This window comes from Vibrio sp. 1F169 (genome assembly GCF_041439605.1).
In the GTDB taxonomy this organism is placed as follows: domain Bacteria; phylum Pseudomonadota; class Gammaproteobacteria; order Enterobacterales; family Vibrionaceae; genus Vibrio; species Vibrio tasmaniensis_A.
In genome coordinates, this window is record NZ_JBGOOI010000071.1 from 1 (window position 1) to 21,955 (window position 21,955).

Genomic DNA, 21,955 nt, shown 5'->3' on the forward strand with positions numbered 1-21,955 from the left:
CATCTTAACTTTTATTACCAAAATCACTTTGTAAATACGTGGATTCCATATACAGTATGGGGCTGGTATTTCCATCATTACCTTGGATCGCGAAAGACTTTGATGTTTCGCTAGAGCAAGCTCAGCTTCTGGTGAGTGTCTATTTGTTAGGTTTTGGACCTTCTCAGTTTATTTATGGTCCAATTTCCGATGCTCTAGGGCGTAAGAAGGTGCTGTTAAGTGGTTTGTTGATTGCGATGCTTGGGCTATTAATGATCATCTTCTTTAGCCATTCATTTACTAGCATGGTGATGGGGCGTTTTCTGCAAGGCTTAGGTACGGGTTGTTGCGCTGTACTTGCTCGTGCTTCCACGCGGGATAGATTCAGTGGGGTAGATTTACCTTTAGCTATGTCCTACATTGCGATGGTCGCGTCTATTACACCTTTGATTGCGCCCGTAATCGGCGGCTTTATTAACTTCCATTTTGGCTGGAGCATGGTGTTCATCTCGCTACTTGGCTATGTCTCATTAGCTTGGATGGTTTTGGCGTTCAAGTTTAAGGAAACCGTCACTCAGATCTCCGCTATTCCTTCGCCAAAGAAAATGGTTTCTCAATACAAAGAGTTGCTAACTTCTCGCTATTTTATGAGTTTTGCGAGTATTGGCTGGCTTAACTTTAGTTTGATGATCACTACCGTATCAGTGATGCCATTTATTATGCAAAACCAGATTGGCATGACGTCTGATGAATACGCTATGTGGGCGGTCATTCCTGCTTTAGGCATGCTGGGTGGAACAAGTTTATGTAACCGTATTCGCCCCATGTTGGGCAACAAGAAAACTCTGTTATGTACCCCTGTATTGCATATCTCTGCGGCGTTGTGGCTTTTCTTTTGCCCACTTGAGCCTTTGTATCTCATGCTTGGCCAGTTCTTGATGATTCTTGGCAATGGTATTGCGTTGCCTTGTGCTCAGGCGTTGGTGATGTTGCCTTATAAGAAGAACGCTGGCGCGGCTGCTGCGATGTCTGGCGGCGGGCAGATGGTGGTGTCTTCAATGGTGAGTATGGGGCTAGTTCAACTAGGGCTAGGAGAAGCGTGGCATTTATCGCTTGTCATCATGTTGTTCACTATTATTACTCTGATTAATGTTTTACGTGGTTTCAGTAGTCAAGAAGCGAGAGAGTCGCGGCTGAGCTAATTAGTTAATTAGTTATTTAGCTAGCGAGTGAAAAACGAAAAGGCCATTGAAGTTTATGATTTCAATGGCCTTCTTTATGCTTAGAGCTTAGAGCTTAGAGCTTAGAGCTTAGAGCTTGGACTTAAGCTGAAATGCCCGAGCTATTCACAAACAACGGCAACCTTCTCGCTTGCTGCTGTCTTAGCTGGAACTGGATGATTGATCAGTCGAATCGAAGACTCATACAAAGCTGATAGCGCTTGTTCATCTAATAACTTCTCCGCACTGCCTTCAAAAGCAATCTGACCTTTTTTCAGTGCAACGATGTGTGTCGCGTAACGCAGTGCTAGATTCAAATCGTGCAAAATGACGATCACCCCAACATTTTCCGTTTTGTTGAGTTCAGACAGTAAACCCATAAGCTGAAACTGATGATGCACATCCAGTGCCGAAGTTGGTTCATCAAGGATTAGTACTGGTGATTGCTGAGCCAACAACATCGATACCCACGCGCGTTGACGCTCTCCTCCAGATAAATCATCCGCCAAGGCTTGCGAGAATTCAGTGACACCGGTTCTTTCCATCGCTTGTTGGATAATCGACTTATCTTCTGAATTCCAACGGCCTAGCGCGCCTCTCCATGGGAAGCGACCTAAACGAACCAACTCTTGTACGGTTAAGCCTGCAGAAGCGGGGAGCTTTTGCGGTAGATAAGCAATTTTTTTCGCTAAATCTTTGCTTTTGAATGAAGAGAGGGAAGCGCCGTCTAGTTCCACGCTGCCGTGATCCGGCGACATCTGCCCTGAGAGTAAATTAACGAGTGTAGATTTACCCGAACCATTATGGCCAAGAACGACTGTCAGTTCATTGGTCGGAATCGTGAGGTCTTCGATTGAGAGAATGGTTCGTTCATCACGAACAATTTTTATGTTTGAAAGCTGAAACATGTCAGTCCTGTAATTAGATCAGTAGCGAAGCTCAATGGGAGAAGGCTCGTCGTATTGAACTTTAATAAATGGCGTGACTAAGCGATTTTTTTGTTGTCTGGATGCCTAGGGCAATTATCACAGTACTTTCTTGAATCGCACTTATAAACCAGGCAGCAGCTGATTCTGATCAGTTTTAACATCCCCGAACTAGAGTCTACTTTAAGGCTGTCTAAATGATTTTCAGACAACTGGCATGCTTCTAACCAAAGCTTAGCTTGCGCAATAATGTAATCGTTGGTCAGGCTTGGTTCGTGTTGCTGAAGTTTTATCAAACTGCCTAACAATAGATCGGCCAATAAATGATTGGTAAATCCTGGGCGAATACGTGTCCATTCACTGATCTGGCTTCGATAAAACTCAGTCAGTGCAAGAATGGCTTCACCAGCATCGGGAATCAGCTCTTCTGGTGAACCATGTTGATGATCACCATTAAAGAAGCGGTAGCCAGTAATGAACTCTTTGTATCTAAATTGACCGATATTCTTGATGTCGGGCAATGAATGAAGCCCATAGATAGAAATGAAAGTCACATAGATAGGCTGCCAACACACGAGATCCCAGGTTCGCGTTAACCAATACGCTTTGCCTGCTTCTGGGTGGCTTTGCGAAAGACCATCGTAAACTCGTTTGAGCTCTTTATGGCTATTCTCATTTGTTACCGCAATGCTCTTGTTATTATGTGCACCAAAGCTTCCGCTTAAATAAGGGCTCACTTGTTTTGAGTAAGCGAAGATTTTTTGATGTAGAGACGGGGCTTTCCGACGAGTGATAATATTGTGCAGTTGGGGAAGCATCTTAAATCAATAAATGAGAATCAGTTGCGTTATCATAACGAACATAGTCGAGGATAACCATACAAAATGGAGCATCTACTCGGTGCTTTTTACGTTTTTGAGATTTATAAAGTTTGGGTGGGCTGTCCTTTTTTCAGTGATAAAAGCCACTTTAAGTGATAAAAGTATTGTTGAACCCAACACGCCCTAGTCAAAAATAGAGAAGATGAAAGCTTGAATATGAACACACCTGCATTTGACCGTATCAGCCGCGTTCTGGCTTATATCCATGCGAATCTTAGTTCTGCGTTATCGCTAGAAGATTTGGCGACGCAAAGCTGTTGGTCTCGTTGGCAGCTGCAAAGAGTGTTTCAAGCCGAAACAGGGCTTACCGTGGCGAACTATGTGAGAGAGCTAAAGTTAAGTCAGGCTGCCGAAGAGCTGCTTGATGGGAAAGATCGTGTTATCGATATTGCGCTTGGTCTCGGATTCAATTCAGAAATAAGCTTTAGCCGTTCGTTTAAGCAAATGTTTGGGGTAAGCCCAAGTCAGTATAGAAAAGCAGGCAAAAGAGTAGGGTTAAAAAAGCCGATACAAGTATCTGAAACGGTGAGTAATTCAGAAAGTAGGGCGTTAAGTTTTGTGGAAGTGCGCATTGATGAAAGAGAGCCTTTCTTAGTGAAAGGAATGACATCAGAAATCAGTGGCTTGTTTTCACTGACGCAAGACTTCGCACAGAAAGTCCCTCAGCTATGGTCACGTTTAGAAGGTGAGGTTGAAATCCCTGACGCCAACATGCTCCAGTTTATTGGCGTTGTTGACCTGACTCAGTCTTGTTTTGACGGAACCAATATTTACTATTGGGCGGGCGTTGAGCTTCATGACGAGATCTCTATCCCACAACTGCCTAGTATTATCTCTGATAAGTTAGAGGTGCTGACGATTCCGAAGCAAACCTATGCTGTAGTGAAGCACCGTGGTCCTATAGAGCATCTACCCCATACTCTAAGTTGGTTTGTGCTTAATTGGCTTCCAAATTCAGGTTATCGTGGCGTTGATGGTTATGAACTTGAGATGTACCCATTTGGTTATCAAGCTCATGCTTCTGATGCGGAAATGGAGTACTGGGTTCCTATTATTAAATCGTAGTCATATTTCAGCTCTCCGACTTTCTCCCCCCTTCTCAAAAGCCTTTGTGTTACAAGGTCAAAGGCTACAAGGTCAAACGCGACTAAGTTAAATGTTACTAGGCCAATTGTGTGTTTAATCAGCAATTGACCTAGTTTTACTCAAAATAGGCCAAGTTCTTTTTGAATTTGCACCAAATTGTTAATTATCCTACCTCTAGATACATACAATGCAAATGAGATTTATTACTATTTACAATTAAGCATTGGTACCGAGGGAATCATGACCACTCACACTCGTTTTAAGTATTCATCATTGGCAGTTGCGTTGCTGACTGCGTTTTCAGCGCAAGCATTCGCGGAAGATACCGCTACTTCGGCAGATTCGAATGTAGAAACTATTACTGTTATGGGTAAAGCCTACCGTAATACAGCAACGAAAACCGTTTTAGCACCAGAAGAAACGCCGCAAACACTTAACGTTATCGAAAGCGAACAGATGGAACAACGTGGTGTTAAGTCTGTAATGCAAGCTCTTCGTTATGCACCAGGTGTATCAACCGAGAATAAAGGTGGTGCAGTGGTTCTTAGTGATTGGGTTAAAATTCGCGGTTTTGACTCTACGAATAACTATTATGACGGAATGATGTTGCCAATCCTTCCTGGATGGAACGTACAACCTCAGATTGATCCTATTGCGATGGAGCGTTTGGAAATATTTAAAGGTCCAACATCGGTTCTTTACGGATCAATGCCACCAGGAGGCATGGTTAATATCATTGCAAAAGCGCCTAAGTTCGAAGAGTCTACGAAAATTGGCTTAGCAACGGGTTTAGATAACTTAGTTGAAGCTTCAATTGATACAACGGGTGCTTTGAGTGACAACGTTGCTTATCGCTTGGTTGCTCTGGGTCGTAAGAAAGATACGCAAGTAGACGGCGTTGAGGAAGAGCGCTATGTGATTGCGCCATCAATCGATTGGTATGTGTCTGATAAAACCTTTATTAACTTCAATCTTTATTATCAGAATGACCCTGCACTAGGTCAGAACGTGACACTCCCATTAGCGGCGATTGAATCAGGAAAAGTCTCACCTTCGACATTTTCCGGGGATGTTAATTACAACACCATCAAACGTGATTTCTTGATTACTGGTTATAAGTTTAACCATGATTTCAACTCAAATTGGGCATTTCTTCAGAATTTCCGTTATATGAAAACTGACTTTTATCAAGAAAGTACTAGCAGTGGCAATTTTGATGCTTCAACTGGCTCATTAGCTCGTTCGGCATATAGCACCGATGAAAGTTCTACGGGTATTAGTGTTGATAACCAACTATCGGGCTTAGTGTCGACTGGCTCATTGGATCACTATTTACTTTTTGGTGTGGATTATCGAAACACAGAGGGTGATGTAGCCTACGACGCTTTCGCAGGTGTTGATAGCATCAACCTTTACAATCCAAATAACAATAAGCTGAATCCGAATGATTTTACAAAAACGTATTATCAAAATAACGACATTGAAGTGAGTCAGCTTGGATTCTATTTCCAAGATCAGATGTTGATTGATAATTGGGTGTTCATTGCTGGTGGTCGTTTTGACAAAGTCGAAACAACGACAAAAGTATCAGTATTGGGTGGTGCACCAAGCAAAACGGATACTGATGATACAAACTTCTCATACCGCTTAGGCGCTTTGTACAAATTTGATAATGGTTTATCTCCATTTGCTAACTTTGCTACCAGTTTTGAACCGAGTGTAAAGTTAGATACTAACGGTAACAACCTAGATCCTGAAACAGGTGAACAAGTCGAGTTGGGCCTTAAGTATGACTCATATGAGAATATGATTTCAGGCTCGATGGCGTTGTTCCAAGTGAACAAAAAAAATGTGGGCGTTCGTCCTGATGGAGCTTCACCATGGACTTCAGTTGGCGAGATTCGCTCACAAGGTATTGAGTTGGAAGGACGAGCACAAGTCACTGAAAACTTGGATGTGTTGGCGAACTACACATACACCGATATGGAAATTACGGAAGATAGAAATGCGTCAAATATCGGACAAACACCAGTATTTGTACCAGATCATACTGCAAATGTTTGGGCTAACTACTTTGTACGTAGTGGTGCAATGAGTGGCCTTAGAGTCGGCGGTGGCGTGCGTTATGTGGGAGAAACTGTTCTAAACGATACGTCAGACAAAAATAAAGGCCAAGTACCATCATATACTTTAGTTGATTTGTCTCTAGGTTATGACTTAGGAGAGGTTAACAGCTCGCTTAAGAACGCAACAGCTAATGTCGTTGCAAATAACATATTCAATGAAGAGTATTACACTTGTTGGAATGAGAGCTATTGCTGGTACGGTCAAGAGCAAACTGTAGAATTTAATGTTAATTACGAATTCTAACTAAGTTAGGGTTATCAATTTAAAGCAGCCATTACTGGGCTGCTTTTGTCGTTTGAATAAATATAGAATTTAGATTGAGTAGGCAACAATATGAATTTACAACGAATCGCTTCCCATGTTTCTAAAATAAAGAGCTTGCATATAAAGCTGGCGGTATCCGTATTAGCGAGCGCTTTATCGTTTAATGCGATGGCCGATTACCAAGTTGAAGACAGCGAGGGCGTTAAAACCCTTGAAGCTCAGCCTGTTAGAGTGGCGGCGCTGAACTGGGACATAGCCGAACAAGTGATTGAACTCGGTGTAACACCAGTAGCAGTACCTGATATTGCTGGTTATACCGACTGGGTTGTTCAGCCTGCCATTCCAGAAGGCGTGGCGGACATTGGCACTCGAACTGAGCCTAATTTTTCTGCTTTGAAGAAGCTAAACCCTGATGTGATTCTTATCGCTTCGCCTCAGAAAGATCTTCAGGATCGACTCTCGGAAATTGCGCCCGTACTTTACTACCAAACGTACAGTGAACAACACAACAATGCAGCGGCTGCTATAGAGAACTTCAAGAAGATAGGTAAATTGCTTGGCAATGAAGAACAAGCGAACAACAAATTGGCAGTGATGGATGAACGTATCGCTGTTCTAAAAGCTGAGTTAGACAAAGCGTATCCGGGTGACAAGCCAAAAGTTACTTCTTTCCGTTTTGCGAGTACCACATCGGTGTTTATCTACGGCGATAATTCGATTCCGCAATATGCGCTTGAACAGTTAGGTTTTGAAAATGCGATGGATCTTCCTGCGAGTCAGTGGGGCATCAGTCAAAAACGAATGACAGAGCTTAAGAACGTAAAGAAGGGCATTGCGCTTTACTTTGAACCTTTTCCAGATCAAGAAAAGTTAGACCGATCTCCGGTTTGGAAGAGCATGCCTTTTGTTCGTAACGGTCAATTTAGCCCAGTAGCGGCAAGTTGGAGTTACGGCGGTGCCATGTCGATTTTGTATAACGCAGAAGCTATGGCGCAATCGCTGTTGACGTTAGCGGAGTAGTAATGAAATCCAGTGGTTTGGTGATGGGGGCAGCGCTGTTTTTCGCTTCCCTTGTTCATTTATGGTTAGGGCAATCTGAATTTGGCCCTATCGGTGAGCTGCTCCAGCAAGTTTCACTGATCAGTGACAGCGCGAGATTCAACTCAATGGTTGATGATTCATTCGAGTTGATGGCGTTAATCTATGTCAACTTGCCTCGCTTGGTCATGGCGATCTTGGTTGGCGGAACACTCGGCACCATAGGTAGCCTGTTTCAACAACTGACACAAAATCGCATGATGTCGCCGCTAACCTTAGGTACATCGTCAGGAGCATGGCTTGGTCTGGTTATTCTGAATGTGGTTGCGCCGATGTTGGTTGCTCAGTATTCAGTTTGGTTCGCTCTGATCGGTGCACTGCTCGCGATGGGGCTGATTGTTTCGATTGTCGGAATCAAAAACATGAGCGGCTTGCCAATTGTATTGGCGGGCATGGCGGTCAACTTGTTGCTAGGGGCATTTGCGACAGCAATTATCTTGCTTAACGACCAGTACGCACAGAACTTGTTTGTATGGGGAGCGGGTGATCTAGGGCAGAATGGTTGGGAACAAGTAATTTGGCTGATGCCTAAGCTACTTCCGATCTTCGTCATCTTCTTATTGGCGCCAAGAGTCCTGACTTTACTTTCGATTGGCACTGAAGGGGCAGCAGCACGCGGGCTCAATATTGGCGCAACATTCTTTGTGCTAATGGCAATTGGCGTTTGGTTGGTCTCAGTGTCGATTACCTCAGTGGGCGTGATCAGCTTTATTGGTTTGATAGCTCCGAACATTGCGAGGCATTTAGGTTTTCTAAAGGCCAAATCTGAACTCGTCGCAAGCTGTGTATTAGGTGCGTTACTGCTGTGTGTCACTGACAGCTTGGCGATTTTCTTGGCGCAATGGTCTTTGGATATGATTCCAACAGGAACGGCAACCGCGGTGATTGGCGCTCCAGCGTTGATCATTATTGCGAGAAAGCAATTATCGGCTCAAGATCAGCTGTTTTTCTCGATGCCTAAAGGCCCAAAGTTTATTTCACCTTTGGCTTACTTCTTGTTGGGCACAGTGCTTTTCGGGTTGTTGGCGTTGAGTACGCTCTCACAGCCTTCTTCTGATATGGGCTATTTTGTTATCCCAGACGCTTTTGAATGGTCGATTCGTTGGCCGAGAATGTTAACCGCGATATTCGCTGGTGGCGGTTTGGCGGTTGCTGGCGTAATTTTACAAAGGTTAGTCTACAATCCGCTTGCAAGCCCGGACATTCTTGGTGTGTCGGCGGGCGCAGTTCTGGCGTTGATTTTCAGTAGCCTGTTTATGGGATATTCGATTCACTCCTTGAGCCCGTGGGTTGCGTTTTTGGGCAGTGCGATTGCACTGTGTTTATTGTTACTTCTTGGCAAGAAGCACCAGTTTGCGCCGTCTATTTTAATCCTGACTGGTATCTCGCTCACCGCAATGCTAGAAGCTTTGGTGCAATTCTCTTTAACGCGAGTGGGTGAGGGGAAATACACTTTATTGGCTTGGTTAGCGGGGTCTACCTATCGTGTTGAACCTGAATCAGCAATGATTTTGGCCATGGTGATAACGGCTTCTATCGGGGCTGCTTTACTGTTGAGTCGTTGGGTGACCTTAATTGCGACTGGACGTCAGTTCGCGAGTGCCAGAGGGTTAAATATCAATCTCGCCTACGTGGCATTGTTGTGCATTGTTGCGATCTTATGCTCGGTCGTGACAACCACCATGGGGCCAGTCGCATTTGTCGGCTTGTTAGCTCCGCATATCGCTGCAATGATGGGGGCTCGCTTGGTTCGAGAGCAGATCATCTTGTCGTTTTTAATTGGTGCCGCACTCATGCTATTTGCAGACTGGTTAGGGCAAGTGGTGGTGTTCCCAGCGCAGCTTGCAGCAGGGACGTTAGTTTCAATTATTGGTGGCAGTTATTTCATCTTCTTGTTACTGAAATCTCGAAGAACATAGGTTCTGTCAAAACAGAGAGCCCTTGATTATCAAAGCTATTGGTATTCAAAACTACTGGCAATCAAAGCGATTCGCAATAAAAGCTACGAATGAAAAGCAGTGAATGGAGCGATCCATCACTGCTTTTTTATTGATGTCGTTTGTGTAAGGGGAAGGTGTTAAGCAACACAGGTCTCGCTTCTTAATGTGCAAGTTTGGCATATGTTAATAAAATGTATAATCTAAAGGTCTGACCACTCATAAGGTAGCCACCATGCCAAACCTCGATCGTATCACTTGTTCCATCGATGAAAACCAAATTGCCACCGTTGTGCTGAATAGACCCGATAAGCTCAACGCTATTGATATGGCGATGTTTGAAGGCGTCAATAATATGATCAGAGAACTCAAAAAGAATAACGAGATTCGCGCTGTGATAGTGAAAGGTAATGGTACGGATTTTTGTTCAGGGCTCGATGTTAAATCGTTATTGAACAGTAAAGTTGGAGCGATGAAGCTTTTGTTCAAATGGTTGCCGACGTTGCCAAATGCGGCTCAGTATTTTTCTATTGGTTGGCGAGAGATCCCTTGCCCTGTCATTTTTGCGATTCACGGGCGTTGTTGGGGAGGTGGGCTTCAATTAGCCAGTGGTGGTGATTTTAGAATCGCTAGCCCAGATGCGAACTTCTCGATATTGGAAGCCAAATGGGGTTTGATTCCTGACATGGGAGGCGCCATCGCATTTCGAGAGTTAATGCGTAAAGATCACACCTTAGAAATGGCGATGACCGCTAAAGAGATCGACTGTGAAACAGCGAAAGACTATGGGCTGGTAACCAAGATTGCCGAAGATCCTTACGCTGAAGCTTATGCGTTGGCACTTGAGTGTGCGAATCGGTCACCAGATGTCGTCGCAGCTAATAAGAAACTCTACAACAAGACTTGGTGGTCAAGCCCTGGCATGGCAGTGTTTTACGAGACCTGGTATCAGATAAAGGTAGGGTTAGGCAAGAATAGAGCAATCGCTGCTCAACGTGAAATTCATCGAGACAAGCCACGTTCATACGTCGCGAGAAAGTTCAAATAGCGTTTGTACAGGAATAACGGATATTCCATTTGTTTATGGGGCTTTGCGGTAACCTTAGAGCAATTTAATGTCTAAGGCTAAATGAGCAATCTGATGAACAAAACTTTTACTTACTCGCTAGCTGCCACCGCAATTTTTACAAGCTTAAATGCTTTCGCAAGTGGTTTGTTTTTACAAGAAGCTGTTGTCGCCAATGCCGGTACTACTGGTGCCGGTGACGGTGTTTATACTCGTTCGGCTGCGGCGATGTGGACCAACCCAGCCACTATGTCTCATATGGGCGAAAGCAAAACCACGATCAATACCATGGCGTTTGATCTTGAGATGCAATATCAAGACAGCGGCGACAAGCAAGATGGTAAAGCTCATTCAGTCATGCCTTCATTTGGCGCCTTCCACGCGCATCAAGTCACAGACAAATTACACTTTGGTATCGCGTTTGGCGCTGTTGGTGGTTCTAGCCTTGATTACGGCAGTGATTGGGCGGGTGCTGCACTTCTAGAAGATATCACGCTCACTGCAATGCAAGTAAACCCATCACTGAGTTATAAACTGAATGACCAGTGGTCGGTGGGCGCGGGTGTTCAATTCAGTTGGGCTGCGTTTCAACAAACGACATCAATGCTTACTGCTAAACAAGATACTGACTGGGCATACGGTTATAACCTTGGCGTAATGTACACACCGACAGACAAACTCAAATTAGGTGCGAGCTACCGTTCTAAACTCGAGCATGAATTCAACAATGACGTAAACGGTAAGCTAGGTGCTGACGCTTTGAATTCGTTATCGACAGATATTGCTTTACCTGAAATTATCGATGTCAGTGCGAGCTATGCATTGAACTCTCAACTTGACCTGCTTGCTAGCATTCAATTCCACCGTTGGAGTGAGTGGGATGAGACCGTTTTAGATTTTGGAGTGACGGCCAAAGATGGAATCCCAATCAAACGTGATTGGGATGACGTTTGGAAGTTTGCAGTTGGTGCTGACTACCAATTGAATTCAGATTGGCGTTTAAAAGCCGGCTTCTCTTATGAGACCTCACCACAAGATGATCCGTCAATGCAATGGGTTGACCTTCCTGTAGGCGAACAGTATCGCTACTCGGTAGGTGCTTCAACGTATTGGGATGATATCTTGATCGATGTGTTCTACGAATACGCTGATTTAGGATCAGTTGACATGAATCGTAATCTAGCCAATACACCGATTACATTGGTTAACGGTTCTTTCGACGGCCGTATCCACTTTGTTGGGGTTAGTGCGACCTTCTGATGACATTACGTAATCTATTACTTGTTGCTACGGCAACGTTCGGATCGATGGGTGCTTTTGCTGAAGAGAAGCACCCTGACGATCCGACTAAAATCGTGACCAAAGCGGGCGTTGCTTATAACGAAGATTTGCAGTTCTCAGGCTCTATTGGTTTAGATGAAGCGCGAATGATCAATGCTCGTGTCAATGCGGACGGAGAAGAGTGGCGATTAGGCGGTTCATGGCTGTTGCCGATGGGTATCGTGAACTTCAACTTTAGCCGTTCTGAATATGACAACGATGCTTATAAGAACAACTACAGTATTGGCACATTTATACCACTGAGCTACTTCGATATTGAGCCGTTCGGTTGGCAAATCTTCCCTATGGCTGGTTACAGCTATAATGACGGCGAAGTAGCTGTTTTCGATGACGATAACGTTGGTTCTGACTATGTGTTGATGCCGAGCTCAACACACGGTGGCTACATTGGTGCGTTTGGTTTAAAAACGATTACTGATGAATGGTCTATCATGGGCTTCGGTGGTGGTTCAATGGGTTCTGACGATTACTCTGGCTATTGGACTGGCGTTGGTGCGAGTTATAAATTGAGTGATGCTCAATCATTCAATTTCTTCACAATTTTTGCTGAGGATGATTTTGGAGAGAACAACAGTGTTGGTGCATCTTACACCTATGAGTTTAAATAGCTGTTAGCAGGCAGCAATTCGCAGGTGGACACCTCTCGTAAGAACCATTGACTTAGTCCAGATTAAATTGAACAAAGTCGCTTATTAAAACTGAGCGACTTTCTTTTATTTTATTTCCCAATCTTTTTTATCTCTTTCTGCTGCTTTCTATCTCTTTCTCATGTGAGAGTACTGCTCTCTTAATCTAGATTAAGTTTTCCTCGCCTTATTCTCTGTACTATCCGCATAAATCAACGCCCATTCAGTAATGGACAAAAGAGAGTCACTTTGTGAAAAAGAAGTGGTTCTCTTTTGTCTTTTAAAATAGGCAAACATAATAAAGATTTAATGAGGATAAGACTTGAGCACTTTGTTTACAGAAACCCACATTGGCAAGATGACACTAAAGAACCGATTCATGAGAAGTGCAACGTGGGAAAATATGGCCACCGAAGATGGGCATATGACAGAGAAACTGTACGCTATTTACGAAGAGCTGGCTCAAGGTGAAGTCGGCCTGATCGTGACGGGTTACGCGAACATCGTTGAAGAAGAAAAGCCGAATGCGGGCATGATGGGCATGTATAACGACTCATTCATTGAAGAGTACAAAAAGCTGACTCAACTTGTTCATGGCAACGACTCTAAAATCGTGATGCAGTTGGCTTATGGTGGCACCAAAACCACACATGATCTTGGTGAACGAGTAATCTACGCACCAAGTGAGGTTCCAGAAAAAGGAACTCAAACACTAGGCAAAGCGATGACCAAAGACGAGATCGACTACATTGTTGACGCCTTTGCTCAAGCGTCTTTGAGAGCACAGAAATCAGGTTTTGATGGCGTTGAAATTCATGCCGCTCACACTTACCTGATTAACCAATTTCTAAGCCCTTATTACAACCAACGTGAAGATGAATACGGCGGTAGCTTAGAAAACCGCATGAGATTTTTGTTAGAGATCTATACCGCGACGCGCAAGCTGGTGGGCGACGACTTCCCAATTTTAGTTAAGCTTACAGCTTCGGAGTTTTTTGAAGGTGGTGTCACCTTCGATGAAACACGTATTGTGTGTAAAAAGCTTGAACAAGTGGGCGTGGATGGCATTGTCGTGTCAGGCAATATTCATGGCAAAGCAGACACTATGATTGGCGAGTCGCACGATGGTTTTACCATTCAAGCTGAAGGCTATTTCCATGAGTATGGTCACGCGATCAGCCAAGACGTTAATATCCCAGTGATCACGGTTGGCGGCCTAACGGATTTTGATGCTATCGAAGCGATTGCAAACAACACGGGCATTGAGTACTTCGCGCTTTCAAGACCGCTGCTTTCTGAACCCCATTTAGTTAAGCGTTGGAAGGAAGGGGATAGAAGCCCTGTTGAATGCGAACGATGCTCTAAATGCCGTACTAAGCGCGGTAACTTTTGTGTGGTGAATAAAGACAGAAAAGCACAGCTTGCTCGAATGTAGTCGCTGAACCCAGCTCCAAGCGTGAGCCGAAATTTATAGCGAGTCTAAGTTTGAGCCTGTGTAATCGCGCAGGCTCTTGTTTATGCCGTATTCCACGAAACGATATTTGAAACCTTATTAATCACATCTTCCTGTCAAATTGGTGCGACTAAACAGATACACTACGCCTGTAAATTATCCAACCAAGTTATCGATAAAAACTGAGCAAACTTTGAAACTACTTCCTCTTCTTAAGCAACCTCGAATCCACTGACGCCTCTTTAGTTTTAGCGACATTGCTATGATTTAAGCGTGATACTCACTATTAATCCCAGTGAACCCTGTGTTTATAGGGCGTTAGTTTGTGCACCTTGGATTTGCATCGTCGAACATTTTTGATAGTTAACGAATAAAACTAAATAGATCATTCAGAGGTAAAAATGCAAAAGAAGCATTGGTCCAAATTTGAGTTGCTGCATGAAGTCGTAACCAACCCCAATATTCACGTAAAAGGTCAACACAGTTATTACAGCGATTGCTGGGATAACGGCTTTGAACAATCGGTAGTTCGCTATTTACACGGCGACGAAATCAGCCGTCAGTGGGAGCCTCGATGGGAAATCGACGAGCTCTATATTGGTGATTATGTATGTATTGGCGCAGAGGTTGTGATTTTAATGGGCGGCAACCATACACACAGAGTCGATTGGTTTTCACTGTATCCATTTATGGATGTTATCGACGACGCCTACATTGGCAAAGGCGATACTCACATTGAAGATGGGGTTTGGTTAGGCATGAGAGCGATGGTGATGCCCGGTGTGACGATTGGCGAAGGCGCTGTGGTTGCAGCGAATAGTGTGGTGACTAAAGACGTCGCTCCATACAGCATTGTCGGTGGTTCTCCAGCTAAAGTCGTCAAATACCGCTTTGGTGAGTCCGTTATTGACGAACTCATGTCATTCAAAATATACGAGTGGCCCTCAGATAAATTTGAAGCGCTGAAACCGTATTTATGTAACTCAGAATTTTCAAAGTTAAAGCAGGCGATAACGGATTACGACAATTGTTTGTAAAGATCGCTTGTAACGAGCGTTTGTAAGGAGCGTTTTTAAGGTACGGGTATAGCCATAGATTTGTGTAGAAAGATCTGTGTCATATTTATATTGAAAAACACGTTAAATCAGTTCGTTACCTTGCAATACTCAACATGGTGTACCAATCTTATTTCATAAGCATGGATAAGGATTGTGTATGCCCGCAAGTTCAATGAAAAACAAAGGGGTGGTAGGAAAAGTCCTACTGCCTTCTTTACTCATAAATCTTCTCTCTCTCGCCGTTCCGTTAACGGTTTTACAAATTTACGATCGTATTTTACCTAACCAAAGTTACGGTACTGCCACTTTGTTGTTGGCGGGTGCAGCGTTGGCTGTTGCCATGGAAGCATTGATCCGGTTTGTGCGTACTTGGCTTTTGTCAGCCGCGGCCAGCAATACCGAGAAAGCGACCTATCAAACTTTGGTTGAAAGAGTAACAACGGCTTCATCAGGCCATCTTCGCCACATTGGTGTTGGCGGCGTGGAAGAGGGGCTTGGTTCTGTATCCAAAGTCAAAGATTGGTATTCCGGTGGTGTGATTGCAGGCTTTATTGATTTGCCTTTTGCCTTGATCTTCTTGGGCTTGGTGGCTTACATCGGCGGTGAGCTGGTGGCGATACCTTTGGCAGTTTGGCTGATTACTCTCGGAATCGTTTGGTTATCTTCTATTCGCGTTAAAAGCTTAAGTGAAGAAGCTTCCCAAGATGAGCAGGAGCGAAAAGCGTTCTTGATTTTACTGAGCCAAACCATTCAGGGAATCAAACGCCAGGCCGTTGAGTCTCGAATCTTCAATCAGTTTAAATCCCTCAATAATGTTCGCTCTCAGTCTAAAGCGAGAGAAGAAGAACAGAACGCCTTCGCCCAAGAATGTATTCAGCTTGCTGCATTAGCCACGTCAGTTTTACTCGTGATCACGGGCAGCTTATGGGTGTTGGATGGTCAGTTAACTACTGGTGGCTTGGCGGCATGTTCTATCTTATCTGGCAGAGCGGTTGCGCCTTTGAGTGCTCTGGTTGGGGTTAGAATCAAGCTTAATTCAATACACAGTGCCAATCAGGCAATAGAAAAATTGAGTGACTTATCACTATCGGACTCTTCAGATTCTGAGCAAGTTGAGAACCACTTATCTGACTTTGAGACGTTGGAAATTAAGCAAGCGACCGTTGAAAGATACGGTGAACTCTCTCATGCAGATGTCGCACTGAATAAAGGTGAGTTGGTATTGTTAGAGAGTGAGGATCGCCACACTAACAGTCATTTATTGTCGTCGATTGCAGGTATTGATGATCTAAAAGCGGGTGAGTGCTTCATTAACGGAGCTGCAGTTTCAATCGCATCCGTAACCAATATTGTGGCCTACTGTGGCGTTAAAGGGCAGTTGGTGTCGGGTACTATTCTCGACAACTTGTGCGGGTTTGACCCGGAGAAAACGCAAAGCGCCAGTGACTATGCAAAGCGTTTGGGTTTAACCAAAGAGATTACTCGATTACCCGATGGACTAGAGACACAAATTGGCCATACGAGTGCGTCTTTGTTGAGTATGGGTAACGTGAAAATGCTCAATATCGCGGCTCAATTGGCAAGTGATAAACCCATAATCATGTTGGAAAGGCCGGATTCTTCACTTGATTTAGACGCCCTTGGGAATCTAGCTAAGGTGTTGGAAGAAGAAGTAACGGCAGGACGCACGATACTGATGGTGAGCTACCATTCGAAGCTTCGCGAATTTGCTAATCGAATCATTACAGTGGAAAGTCGAGCTATTACGGTCGACAGCGAGAGCAATCAGGAGGCCGTCGTATGAATCGTTTAGATATTGGTAACCCTTCAGGTACGAACAAACGTGCAGATACCAGCGGTCGACAAGAGGTGATGAATCATTTAGAAACCGAGAGCCTTTCCGTTCTTAAGCAGTTGGAAGTTAATGCTAATATCCAGTTGTTCGCACATCAATGGGTTGATGAAAATGGCATTGAATCAATCGACGATATGTTTGCCTTGTTCGACAGGCTTGCACTGCCTTATCGCTTGGTTGCCAACCTAGATGAAGTTGGTGAACATAAATTGGTCTTACTGGTACTTGGTGAACATGAGCTGGTCTCTGGTCATTTAGAATCCAAGCAATTTGTTGCCTTTAATGCCAATGACGACATTACCGATGTCCCTCAGTTTTGTATTGTTATCGAAGGTCCACCACTAGAGAAGGCTTCTCCTGATTGGGTTGGCGAACGACTACATGCGTTTCGCCCCATTATTCCTAAATTGCTGCTAGTCAGTTTTATCACTAACTTATTTGCGCTTGCCGTTCCTTTCATCACGATGTCGATTTATGACCATGTGATTGGCGGTGATGCAGGGCATGAGTTGCAAGGTATCGCCATTGGCGCGGCGTTGTTGTTTGTGATGATGGGTTGGTTGAGAACATTGCGCAGCCGAGTGTTTGCTTCAGTTTCCAACCGAGTAAGTCGTGAGATTTCTCAATCCCTCGTGCAGCGTCTGCTTCGTAATAGCTATGCTCAAAATCAGCAAACAGCTTCTTCTAGTCAGCAAAACCAAGTGATGCTGTCGGAGCGTATTTCAGGTGTGTTATCGGGGCCATTAGGAAATGCGCTGTTTGATCTGCCATTCATTCTAATTTTTGTACTAGCGATAGGAGTTTTAGGCGGATGGTTGGTACTGGTTCCAGTCGTCTCTTTAATCCTTTATTACTTGCTAGCAAAACGCTCGATACGCTCTAGCAGCAAGCGCTCGATGCAATCGACAGTCGCAGGTACGAATCGTCAAAACATGACTAATGAGCTGTCATCCAAGCTTGCCTTTATTCGCAGTGCTGGATTCTCAGAGCACTGGATTCAACGCTTCAAAAAGGCCAATCTTCTTGCTTCAACAGTGACCTTTAATCAATCGGTTCTCCAGAGTCGGTACACCTCGATTTACTATTTCATTGGTGTGGGCTCGACACTCGCGGTGATGGGGTTAGGCATAGGACTTATTTTTGAACAAGTGATGACCCCTGGTGGTTTGATTGCTTCAATGATGTTGATATCTAAAGTGACGGGTCCCGCTCAGGTGTTGGCAAACAGTGCGATGCGTTTTAACAGCTTTAATCAATCCAAATTGCAAGTGAACCGTATTTTGTCTCAGCCGTCTGAGCGTGAATTCAGTTACCAGCATCACCCGTTACCTGTGGTAGCGCCTAACTTGAAATTAGACCAAGTGACACTGCGTTATCCTAAACAGAGTCGCCCCGCTTTGAATGGTGTGAGCTTTGATATTGAAGCCGGTGAAATTGTTGCGATTACTGGCCCTTCTGGGAGCGGTAAATCAACATTGATCGAAGTACTGTCTGGTTTGCAGCCTATCCAAAATGGTATGGTCGAGCTTGAAGGCGTTAACCTCGTTCAATACGACCCGCAGCTCTATCGCCACTGGTGTTTCATTCGAGCGGCATATCCTGATTTGCTTACGCTGAGTATTCGAGAATGGCTAAACGACGGTCATAAAGTCGAAGACAAGAAGATGATCTCTGCGATTGAAATGGTGGGCGGAAAGCGTTGGTTCGAGACATTATCAGGTGGGCTCGATACTTCCATCAGCAGTATTCAGCCGGACAGCCTTTTTGACATGTTGTCTGGCAGCGTCGCGCAGATCCTCATTGACGCGAAAGCGCTGGTTTATGACTACCCAATGTTCTTAATGGATAATCCTGTGCCTGATGCTCACCCAAATGCTAAACGTATCTTTGGTGAGTTTGTGCAGTCGAAAAAAGGAAAAGCAACGGTGATCTACACGTCACACGATCCGGATTTAATCAAGCTTGCCGATAAAGTGGTGGTATTAAATGAAGGTGCAGTGGTTTATGCCGGTCCATTAGAGCCGGAACAGTCTTCGAAGCAGGAACAGCCTTCAAAGCTTCAAGCTTCTCAAGAACCGCAGTTATCTGAGCAACCGTTATCTCAAGAGCTACAGCCGTCAACTCAAGATGCGTTTGCTCAACAAAATGCAGCCCAACAAGAACAATCAGAGTCTAAGCAAGGAGTCGCTAATGACTAAACAATCTATCGAGAAGGGCAAGCGCTACGGTGAACTTGTTGAATCACAAAATACGGCTCGTACCTTGGCGCTGGCGACATGGTCGGTTGCCTTATGTGTTATTGCTTTTGCCACTTGGTCTGTCGTCACTCAAGTTGATGAAATCGCCAAAGCCAAAGGTGCTGTGATTCCGGAAGGCGAGAAGCAAGTATTACAAAGCGCGATTGGCGGTAAGTTAAAGCAAATTCTCGTTAAAGAAGGCCAGTTGGTAGAGAAAGGCCAGCCGCTTGTCGAGTTTGATGCCACTTTCCAGCGTACCGCCCTTGAAGAGCTAAAGTCCCAACAAGTGACGCTTCTAGCCAGTGTGGAACGTATGAATGCGCTGCTTGAGCAGCGTGAGCCTAACCTTGCTGAGTTTGAGGTCGATTACCCAGAGATCGTCAGCCAACAAAAAGCGCAGCTGAACGCGCAAAAAGCCCTCTACTTCCAAAAGCGTGTGGTGCTTGAGAAAGAGAGCGAACAAATTGCAGAGCAGCTTCGTAGCGTAGAAAAGTCATTGCCTAGCTACGAGAAAGAGCTGAATGCGACCAAGCAAGAGTTGAACATACTGGAGAAGGGTTATAAAGCGGGTAACATTTCACGCTTACGTGTGCTTGAAATGCGACAAAAACTGGCCAGTATCGAACAGAAAATCGAAGAAGCTCGTGGTAAGAAAGCGGTGTTAATCAAGCAAGCAGACAGCACAGAGCAAAAAATTGAACAGCTTTTAGCTGAGGCGAAGGCGAAAGTGAGCGACGATCGTTCTAAAGCCGTATCTGACTTATCAGCACTGAATGCCAGAGTTCGTTCAAGCCAAGCTAAATTGACTAACACTATGTTGGTGTCACCGCTACAAGGCTTGGTGCAAAGCCTGCCAAGCACGCAAAACGGTGGTGTTATTCAGCCAGGTGGCACTGTGGTTGAAATTGTTCCTGTTGGCGGGAAAGCCGACTTTAAAGCTCGTTTGTCACCAAGAGATATTGGTTTTGTGAGTGTAGGGCAGCCGACTCGTATCAAGATTGATGCGTTTGATTACAGCCGCTTTGGGGCACTAAAAGGAGCGGTAGAGAGTATTTCACCGACCACGAGTCAAAGCGAGCGTGGCGAGATCTATTATGAAGTCGTCGTCTCGGTGGATGTTCCCTATTTCCGTGATAATCCTGAGAGCTTTTCTATCTTGCCAGGTATGACGGGCGAGGTAGATATTACAACCGGTGAGAAGTCAGTATTCCAGTATTTATGGAAACCGATTTATACCAACGTGAGTGTCGCGTTTGGGGAGCGTTAGTTTGTTTTATAGTTAAAAGTTAGAACTTAACCGAACTAAACGACTGTCTTGTATTTCAAGGTGTTAGAATAAATATCAATAGGTTATGGAAAGTTTAACTGCGTATAAAAACATATAACTTTGTCTTTCGGGAGATTCTGTCGCCAATTTGTCGCCATAAAATCTTCTCTTTAATAAGGATAAATTGTTGGAGAGATAAAGATTAAAGTTAATTCGAAGTAGATTCACAGATAGTTAAAACCATCGGCAAGTTCTGGCTAGAAACAATTTAAGGCGTTTGAGTTAATTTTTACGTTTTAGGTTACGCAAAGCAACTTGAAACTAGAAGTATTGGGGGATTTATGGTTGTCTTATCTTCTTGTTGCATAACCAAGTATCAATGCTTTACTACCAATGACGGTATTATATTGATAAAATACCGCGAAACTCCAGAAAGTTGGTAATTATGATAGACAATAACGTACCCAAACTATGAAAGTGATTATTTTATCAGGTGCTGGGCTTTCTGTTCCTTCAGAACTGCCTGCATATGAAGATATTAAAAATACACCTGAATACCAAGCATTCCAAGGAGCTTCACCTTGTGAAGTATTGGCTCTTGTAAAGAAAATTCGGCATCAATATGAATAATTTTTGCCGAATCGAGCACATTACGAATGTATGTATCTCGAAACATATTGTCAATCACTAGGAGTTGAGTTTCTACATTACACTTTAAATATTGATGACTTAATTGAGAAAGCTGGAGGGAGTGCGGTACATCTTCATGGTTGTATAAATGAACCAGACAGTATCGTTCAATGCAAAGATGTCCCTTGTGTAGACCTTTTCAATATTGAGTGGGAAGTAAACGATCTCCTAATAGTACTTGGTGTTAGTAACAATGGTTTTCCTTTAGCTGCATTAGAGGCAAATGCTTTGGCGTCTGGAGCTAAATTTGTAAACTACAACATTGTTTCTAATAGTGAAACTAGGGCGTGTTGATCTTTCGTGAATGTTTTTTGAACAGCATGGTAAAGAGTTATAATTTGCTTCGCCAAAAGTAAAACCATAACCAATACCATGCCAAGAACAATGCTAACTGATATTCGCTGGGAACTGATACTCCAAGTTATGAAAAGTACAGGTCGTATTTACGATAAAACTGAACATCGAATGACATTTGAAGGAATACTTTATCGAATGAGAACAGGTATTCCTTGGCGAGATCTACCCTCTGAGTTCGGAGAGTGGAGTACCGTTTACAGACGATTTAATCTTTGGTCAAAGAAAGGGATTTTAGATAATCTTTTCAAGAGCTTATCTAACATGGCTGATTTTGAATGGGTATTTCTTGATGGCTCTATAGTTAGAGCACATCAGCATAGTACAGGTGCAGCTACTGAAAGTTCAGAGCAAATAGGAAAAAGTCGCGGGGGCAACTCAACCAAAATTCACTTAGCCGTAGATAGTGGTGGACTGCCGATTTGCTTTGATTTATCAGAGGGACAACGCCACGATATAGTGCATGCCGAAAGCTTAGTTGAGCAACTCG

General features: G+C 44.0%; 16 protein-coding genes and 1 pseudogene. 15 read left to right on the plus strand and 2 right to left on the minus strand.

The annotated features are described in order from the left end of the window. Positions 1 to 53: 53 nt before the first annotated feature. A pseudogene (locus tag ACED53_RS19305) lies at positions 54 to 1,181 on the plus strand (multidrug effflux MFS transporter); the annotation flags it as partial. A gap of 140 nt (positions 1,182 to 1,321) precedes the next feature. On the opposite strand, the gene ACED53_RS19310 reads toward ACED53_RS19305, so the two are convergent. Continuing rightward, positions 1,322 to 2,107, minus strand: a complete 786-nt coding sequence (locus ACED53_RS19310) for an ABC transporter ATP-binding protein (RefSeq protein ID WP_017101703.1) — start codon at positions 2,105 to 2,107, stop codon at positions 1,322 to 1,324. Positions 2,108 to 2,184: 77 nt separating this feature from the next. Beyond that, a complete protein-coding gene (locus ACED53_RS19315; RefSeq protein ID WP_017101702.1) occupies positions 2,185 to 2,943 on the minus strand; it encodes a siderophore ferric iron reductase in 759 nt (252 codons plus the stop codon). Positions 2,944 to 3,162: 219 nt separating this feature from the next. Here ACED53_RS19315 and ACED53_RS19320 point away from each other — a divergent pair, with 219 nt between their 5' ends. From ACED53_RS19320 to ACED53_RS19385, 14 genes are all read left to right on the plus strand, one after another. Continuing rightward, a complete protein-coding gene (locus tag ACED53_RS19320) occupies positions 3,163 to 4,071 on the plus strand; it encodes an AraC family transcriptional regulator (protein WP_017101701.1) in 909 nt (302 codons plus the stop codon). 261 nt (positions 4,072 to 4,332) lie between these two features. Then, positions 4,333 to 6,462 carry a TonB-dependent siderophore receptor gene (locus ACED53_RS19325; protein ID WP_017101700.1) on the plus strand — a complete coding sequence of 710 codons (2,130 nt, stop codon included), beginning with the start codon at positions 4,333 to 4,335 and terminating at the stop codon, positions 6,460 to 6,462. 90 nt (positions 6,463 to 6,552) lie between these two features. Beyond that, positions 6,553 to 7,503: an iron-siderophore ABC transporter substrate-binding protein gene (locus tag ACED53_RS19330; RefSeq protein ID WP_371715291.1), complete on the plus strand. Its 951-nt coding sequence runs from the start codon at positions 6,553 to 6,555 to the stop codon at positions 7,501 to 7,503. Between the two features lie 2 nt (positions 7,504 to 7,505). Continuing rightward, entirely contained in the window at positions 7,506 to 9,500 is a 1,995-nt protein-coding gene (fhuB, locus tag ACED53_RS19335; RefSeq protein WP_017101698.1) for a Fe(3+)-hydroxamate ABC transporter permease FhuB, read from the plus strand. A 253-nt stretch (positions 9,501 to 9,753) separates the two neighbouring features. Continuing rightward, entirely contained in the window at positions 9,754 to 10,566 is an 813-nt protein-coding gene (locus ACED53_RS19340) for a crotonase/enoyl-CoA hydratase family protein (RefSeq protein ID WP_017101697.1), read from the plus strand. A gap of 93 nt (positions 10,567 to 10,659) precedes the next feature. Then, on the plus strand, positions 10,660 to 11,844 hold the full coding sequence (locus tag ACED53_RS19345) for an OmpP1/FadL family transporter (protein WP_017101696.1): 1,185 nt from the start codon (positions 10,660 to 10,662) through the stop codon (positions 11,842 to 11,844). Beyond that, the gene (locus tag ACED53_RS19350) at positions 11,844 to 12,533 is read left to right on the plus strand and encodes a hypothetical protein (RefSeq protein ID WP_017101695.1); all 690 of its coding nucleotides are present in this window, start codon (positions 11,844 to 11,846) and stop codon (positions 12,531 to 12,533) included. Before ACED53_RS19345 ends, ACED53_RS19350 begins: the two co-directional genes overlap by 1 nt. A gap of 340 nt (positions 12,534 to 12,873) precedes the next feature. Next, the gene (locus ACED53_RS19355; RefSeq protein WP_017101694.1) at positions 12,874 to 13,986 is read left to right on the plus strand and encodes an NADH:flavin oxidoreductase; all 1,113 of its coding nucleotides are present in this window, start codon (positions 12,874 to 12,876) and stop codon (positions 13,984 to 13,986) included. 419 nt (positions 13,987 to 14,405) lie between these two features. Beyond that, positions 14,406 to 15,041 carry a CatB-related O-acetyltransferase gene (locus ACED53_RS19360; RefSeq protein WP_017101693.1) on the plus strand — a complete coding sequence of 212 codons (636 nt, stop codon included), beginning with the start codon at positions 14,406 to 14,408 and terminating at the stop codon, positions 15,039 to 15,041. A 178-nt stretch (positions 15,042 to 15,219) separates the two neighbouring features. Next, positions 15,220 to 16,866, plus strand: a complete 1,647-nt coding sequence (locus tag ACED53_RS19365) for an ABC transporter ATP-binding protein (RefSeq protein ID WP_017101692.1) — start codon at positions 15,220 to 15,222, stop codon at positions 16,864 to 16,866. Then, positions 16,863 to 19,115, plus strand: a complete 2,253-nt coding sequence (locus ACED53_RS19370; protein WP_017101691.1) for an ABC transporter transmembrane domain-containing protein — start codon at positions 16,863 to 16,865, stop codon at positions 19,113 to 19,115. Before ACED53_RS19365 ends, ACED53_RS19370 begins: the two co-directional genes overlap by 4 nt. Then, positions 19,108 to 20,421 carry an HlyD family type I secretion periplasmic adaptor subunit gene (locus ACED53_RS19375; RefSeq protein ID WP_017101690.1) on the plus strand — a complete coding sequence of 438 codons (1,314 nt, stop codon included), beginning with the start codon at positions 19,108 to 19,110 and terminating at the stop codon, positions 20,419 to 20,421. Before ACED53_RS19370 ends, ACED53_RS19375 begins: the two co-directional genes overlap by 8 nt. Before the next feature lie 471 nt (positions 20,422 to 20,892). Further along, entirely contained in the window at positions 20,893 to 21,051 is a 159-nt protein-coding gene (locus ACED53_RS19380; RefSeq protein ID WP_017101689.1) for a hypothetical protein, read from the plus strand. Between the two features lie 432 nt (positions 21,052 to 21,483). Then, positions 21,484 to 21,955: IS5 family transposase (locus tag ACED53_RS19385; protein ID WP_371715292.1), on the plus strand; the 472-nt coding region annotated here is incomplete at its 3' end.

Bases quoted from the DNA above. Each gene is read 5' to 3' on its own strand.
- ACED53_RS19325 (WP_017101700.1), top strand. From the start codon at position 4,333: ATGACCACTCACACTCGTTTTAAGTATTCATCATTGGCAGTTGCGTTG.
- ACED53_RS19345 (WP_017101696.1), top strand. From the start codon at position 10,660: ATGAACAAAACTTTTACTTACTCGCTAGCTGCCACCGCAATTTTTACA.
- ACED53_RS19365 (WP_017101692.1), top strand. From the start codon at position 15,220: ATGCCCGCAAGTTCAATGAAAAACAAAGGGGTGGTAGGAAAAGTCCTA.
- ACED53_RS19360 (WP_017101693.1), top strand. From the start codon at position 14,406: ATGCAAAAGAAGCATTGGTCCAAATTTGAGTTGCTGCATGAAGTCGTA.
- ACED53_RS19370 (WP_017101691.1), top strand. From the start codon at position 16,863: ATGAATCGTTTAGATATTGGTAACCCTTCAGGTACGAACAAACGTGCA.
- ACED53_RS19315 (WP_017101702.1), bottom strand. From the start codon at position 2,943: ATGCTTCCCCAACTGCACAATATTATCACTCGTCGGAAAGCCCCGTCT.
- ACED53_RS19310 (WP_017101703.1), bottom strand. From the start codon at position 2,107: ATGTTTCAGCTTTCAAACATAAAAATTGTTCGTGATGAACGAACCATT.
- ACED53_RS19330 (WP_371715291.1), top strand. From the start codon at position 6,553: ATGAATTTACAACGAATCGCTTCCCATGTTTCTAAAATAAAGAGCTTG.
- ACED53_RS19340 (WP_017101697.1), top strand. From the start codon at position 9,754: ATGCCAAACCTCGATCGTATCACTTGTTCCATCGATGAAAACCAAATT.
- ACED53_RS19350 (WP_017101695.1), top strand. From the start codon at position 11,844: ATGACATTACGTAATCTATTACTTGTTGCTACGGCAACGTTCGGATCG.
- ACED53_RS19380 (WP_017101689.1), top strand. From the start codon at position 20,893: ATGAAAGTGATTATTTTATCAGGTGCTGGGCTTTCTGTTCCTTCAGAA.
- ACED53_RS19375 (WP_017101690.1), top strand. From the start codon at position 19,108: ATGACTAAACAATCTATCGAGAAGGGCAAGCGCTACGGTGAACTTGTT.
- fhuB (WP_017101698.1), top strand. From the start codon at position 7,506: ATGAAATCCAGTGGTTTGGTGATGGGGGCAGCGCTGTTTTTCGCTTCC.
- ACED53_RS19320 (WP_017101701.1), top strand. From the start codon at position 3,163: ATGAACACACCTGCATTTGACCGTATCAGCCGCGTTCTGGCTTATATC.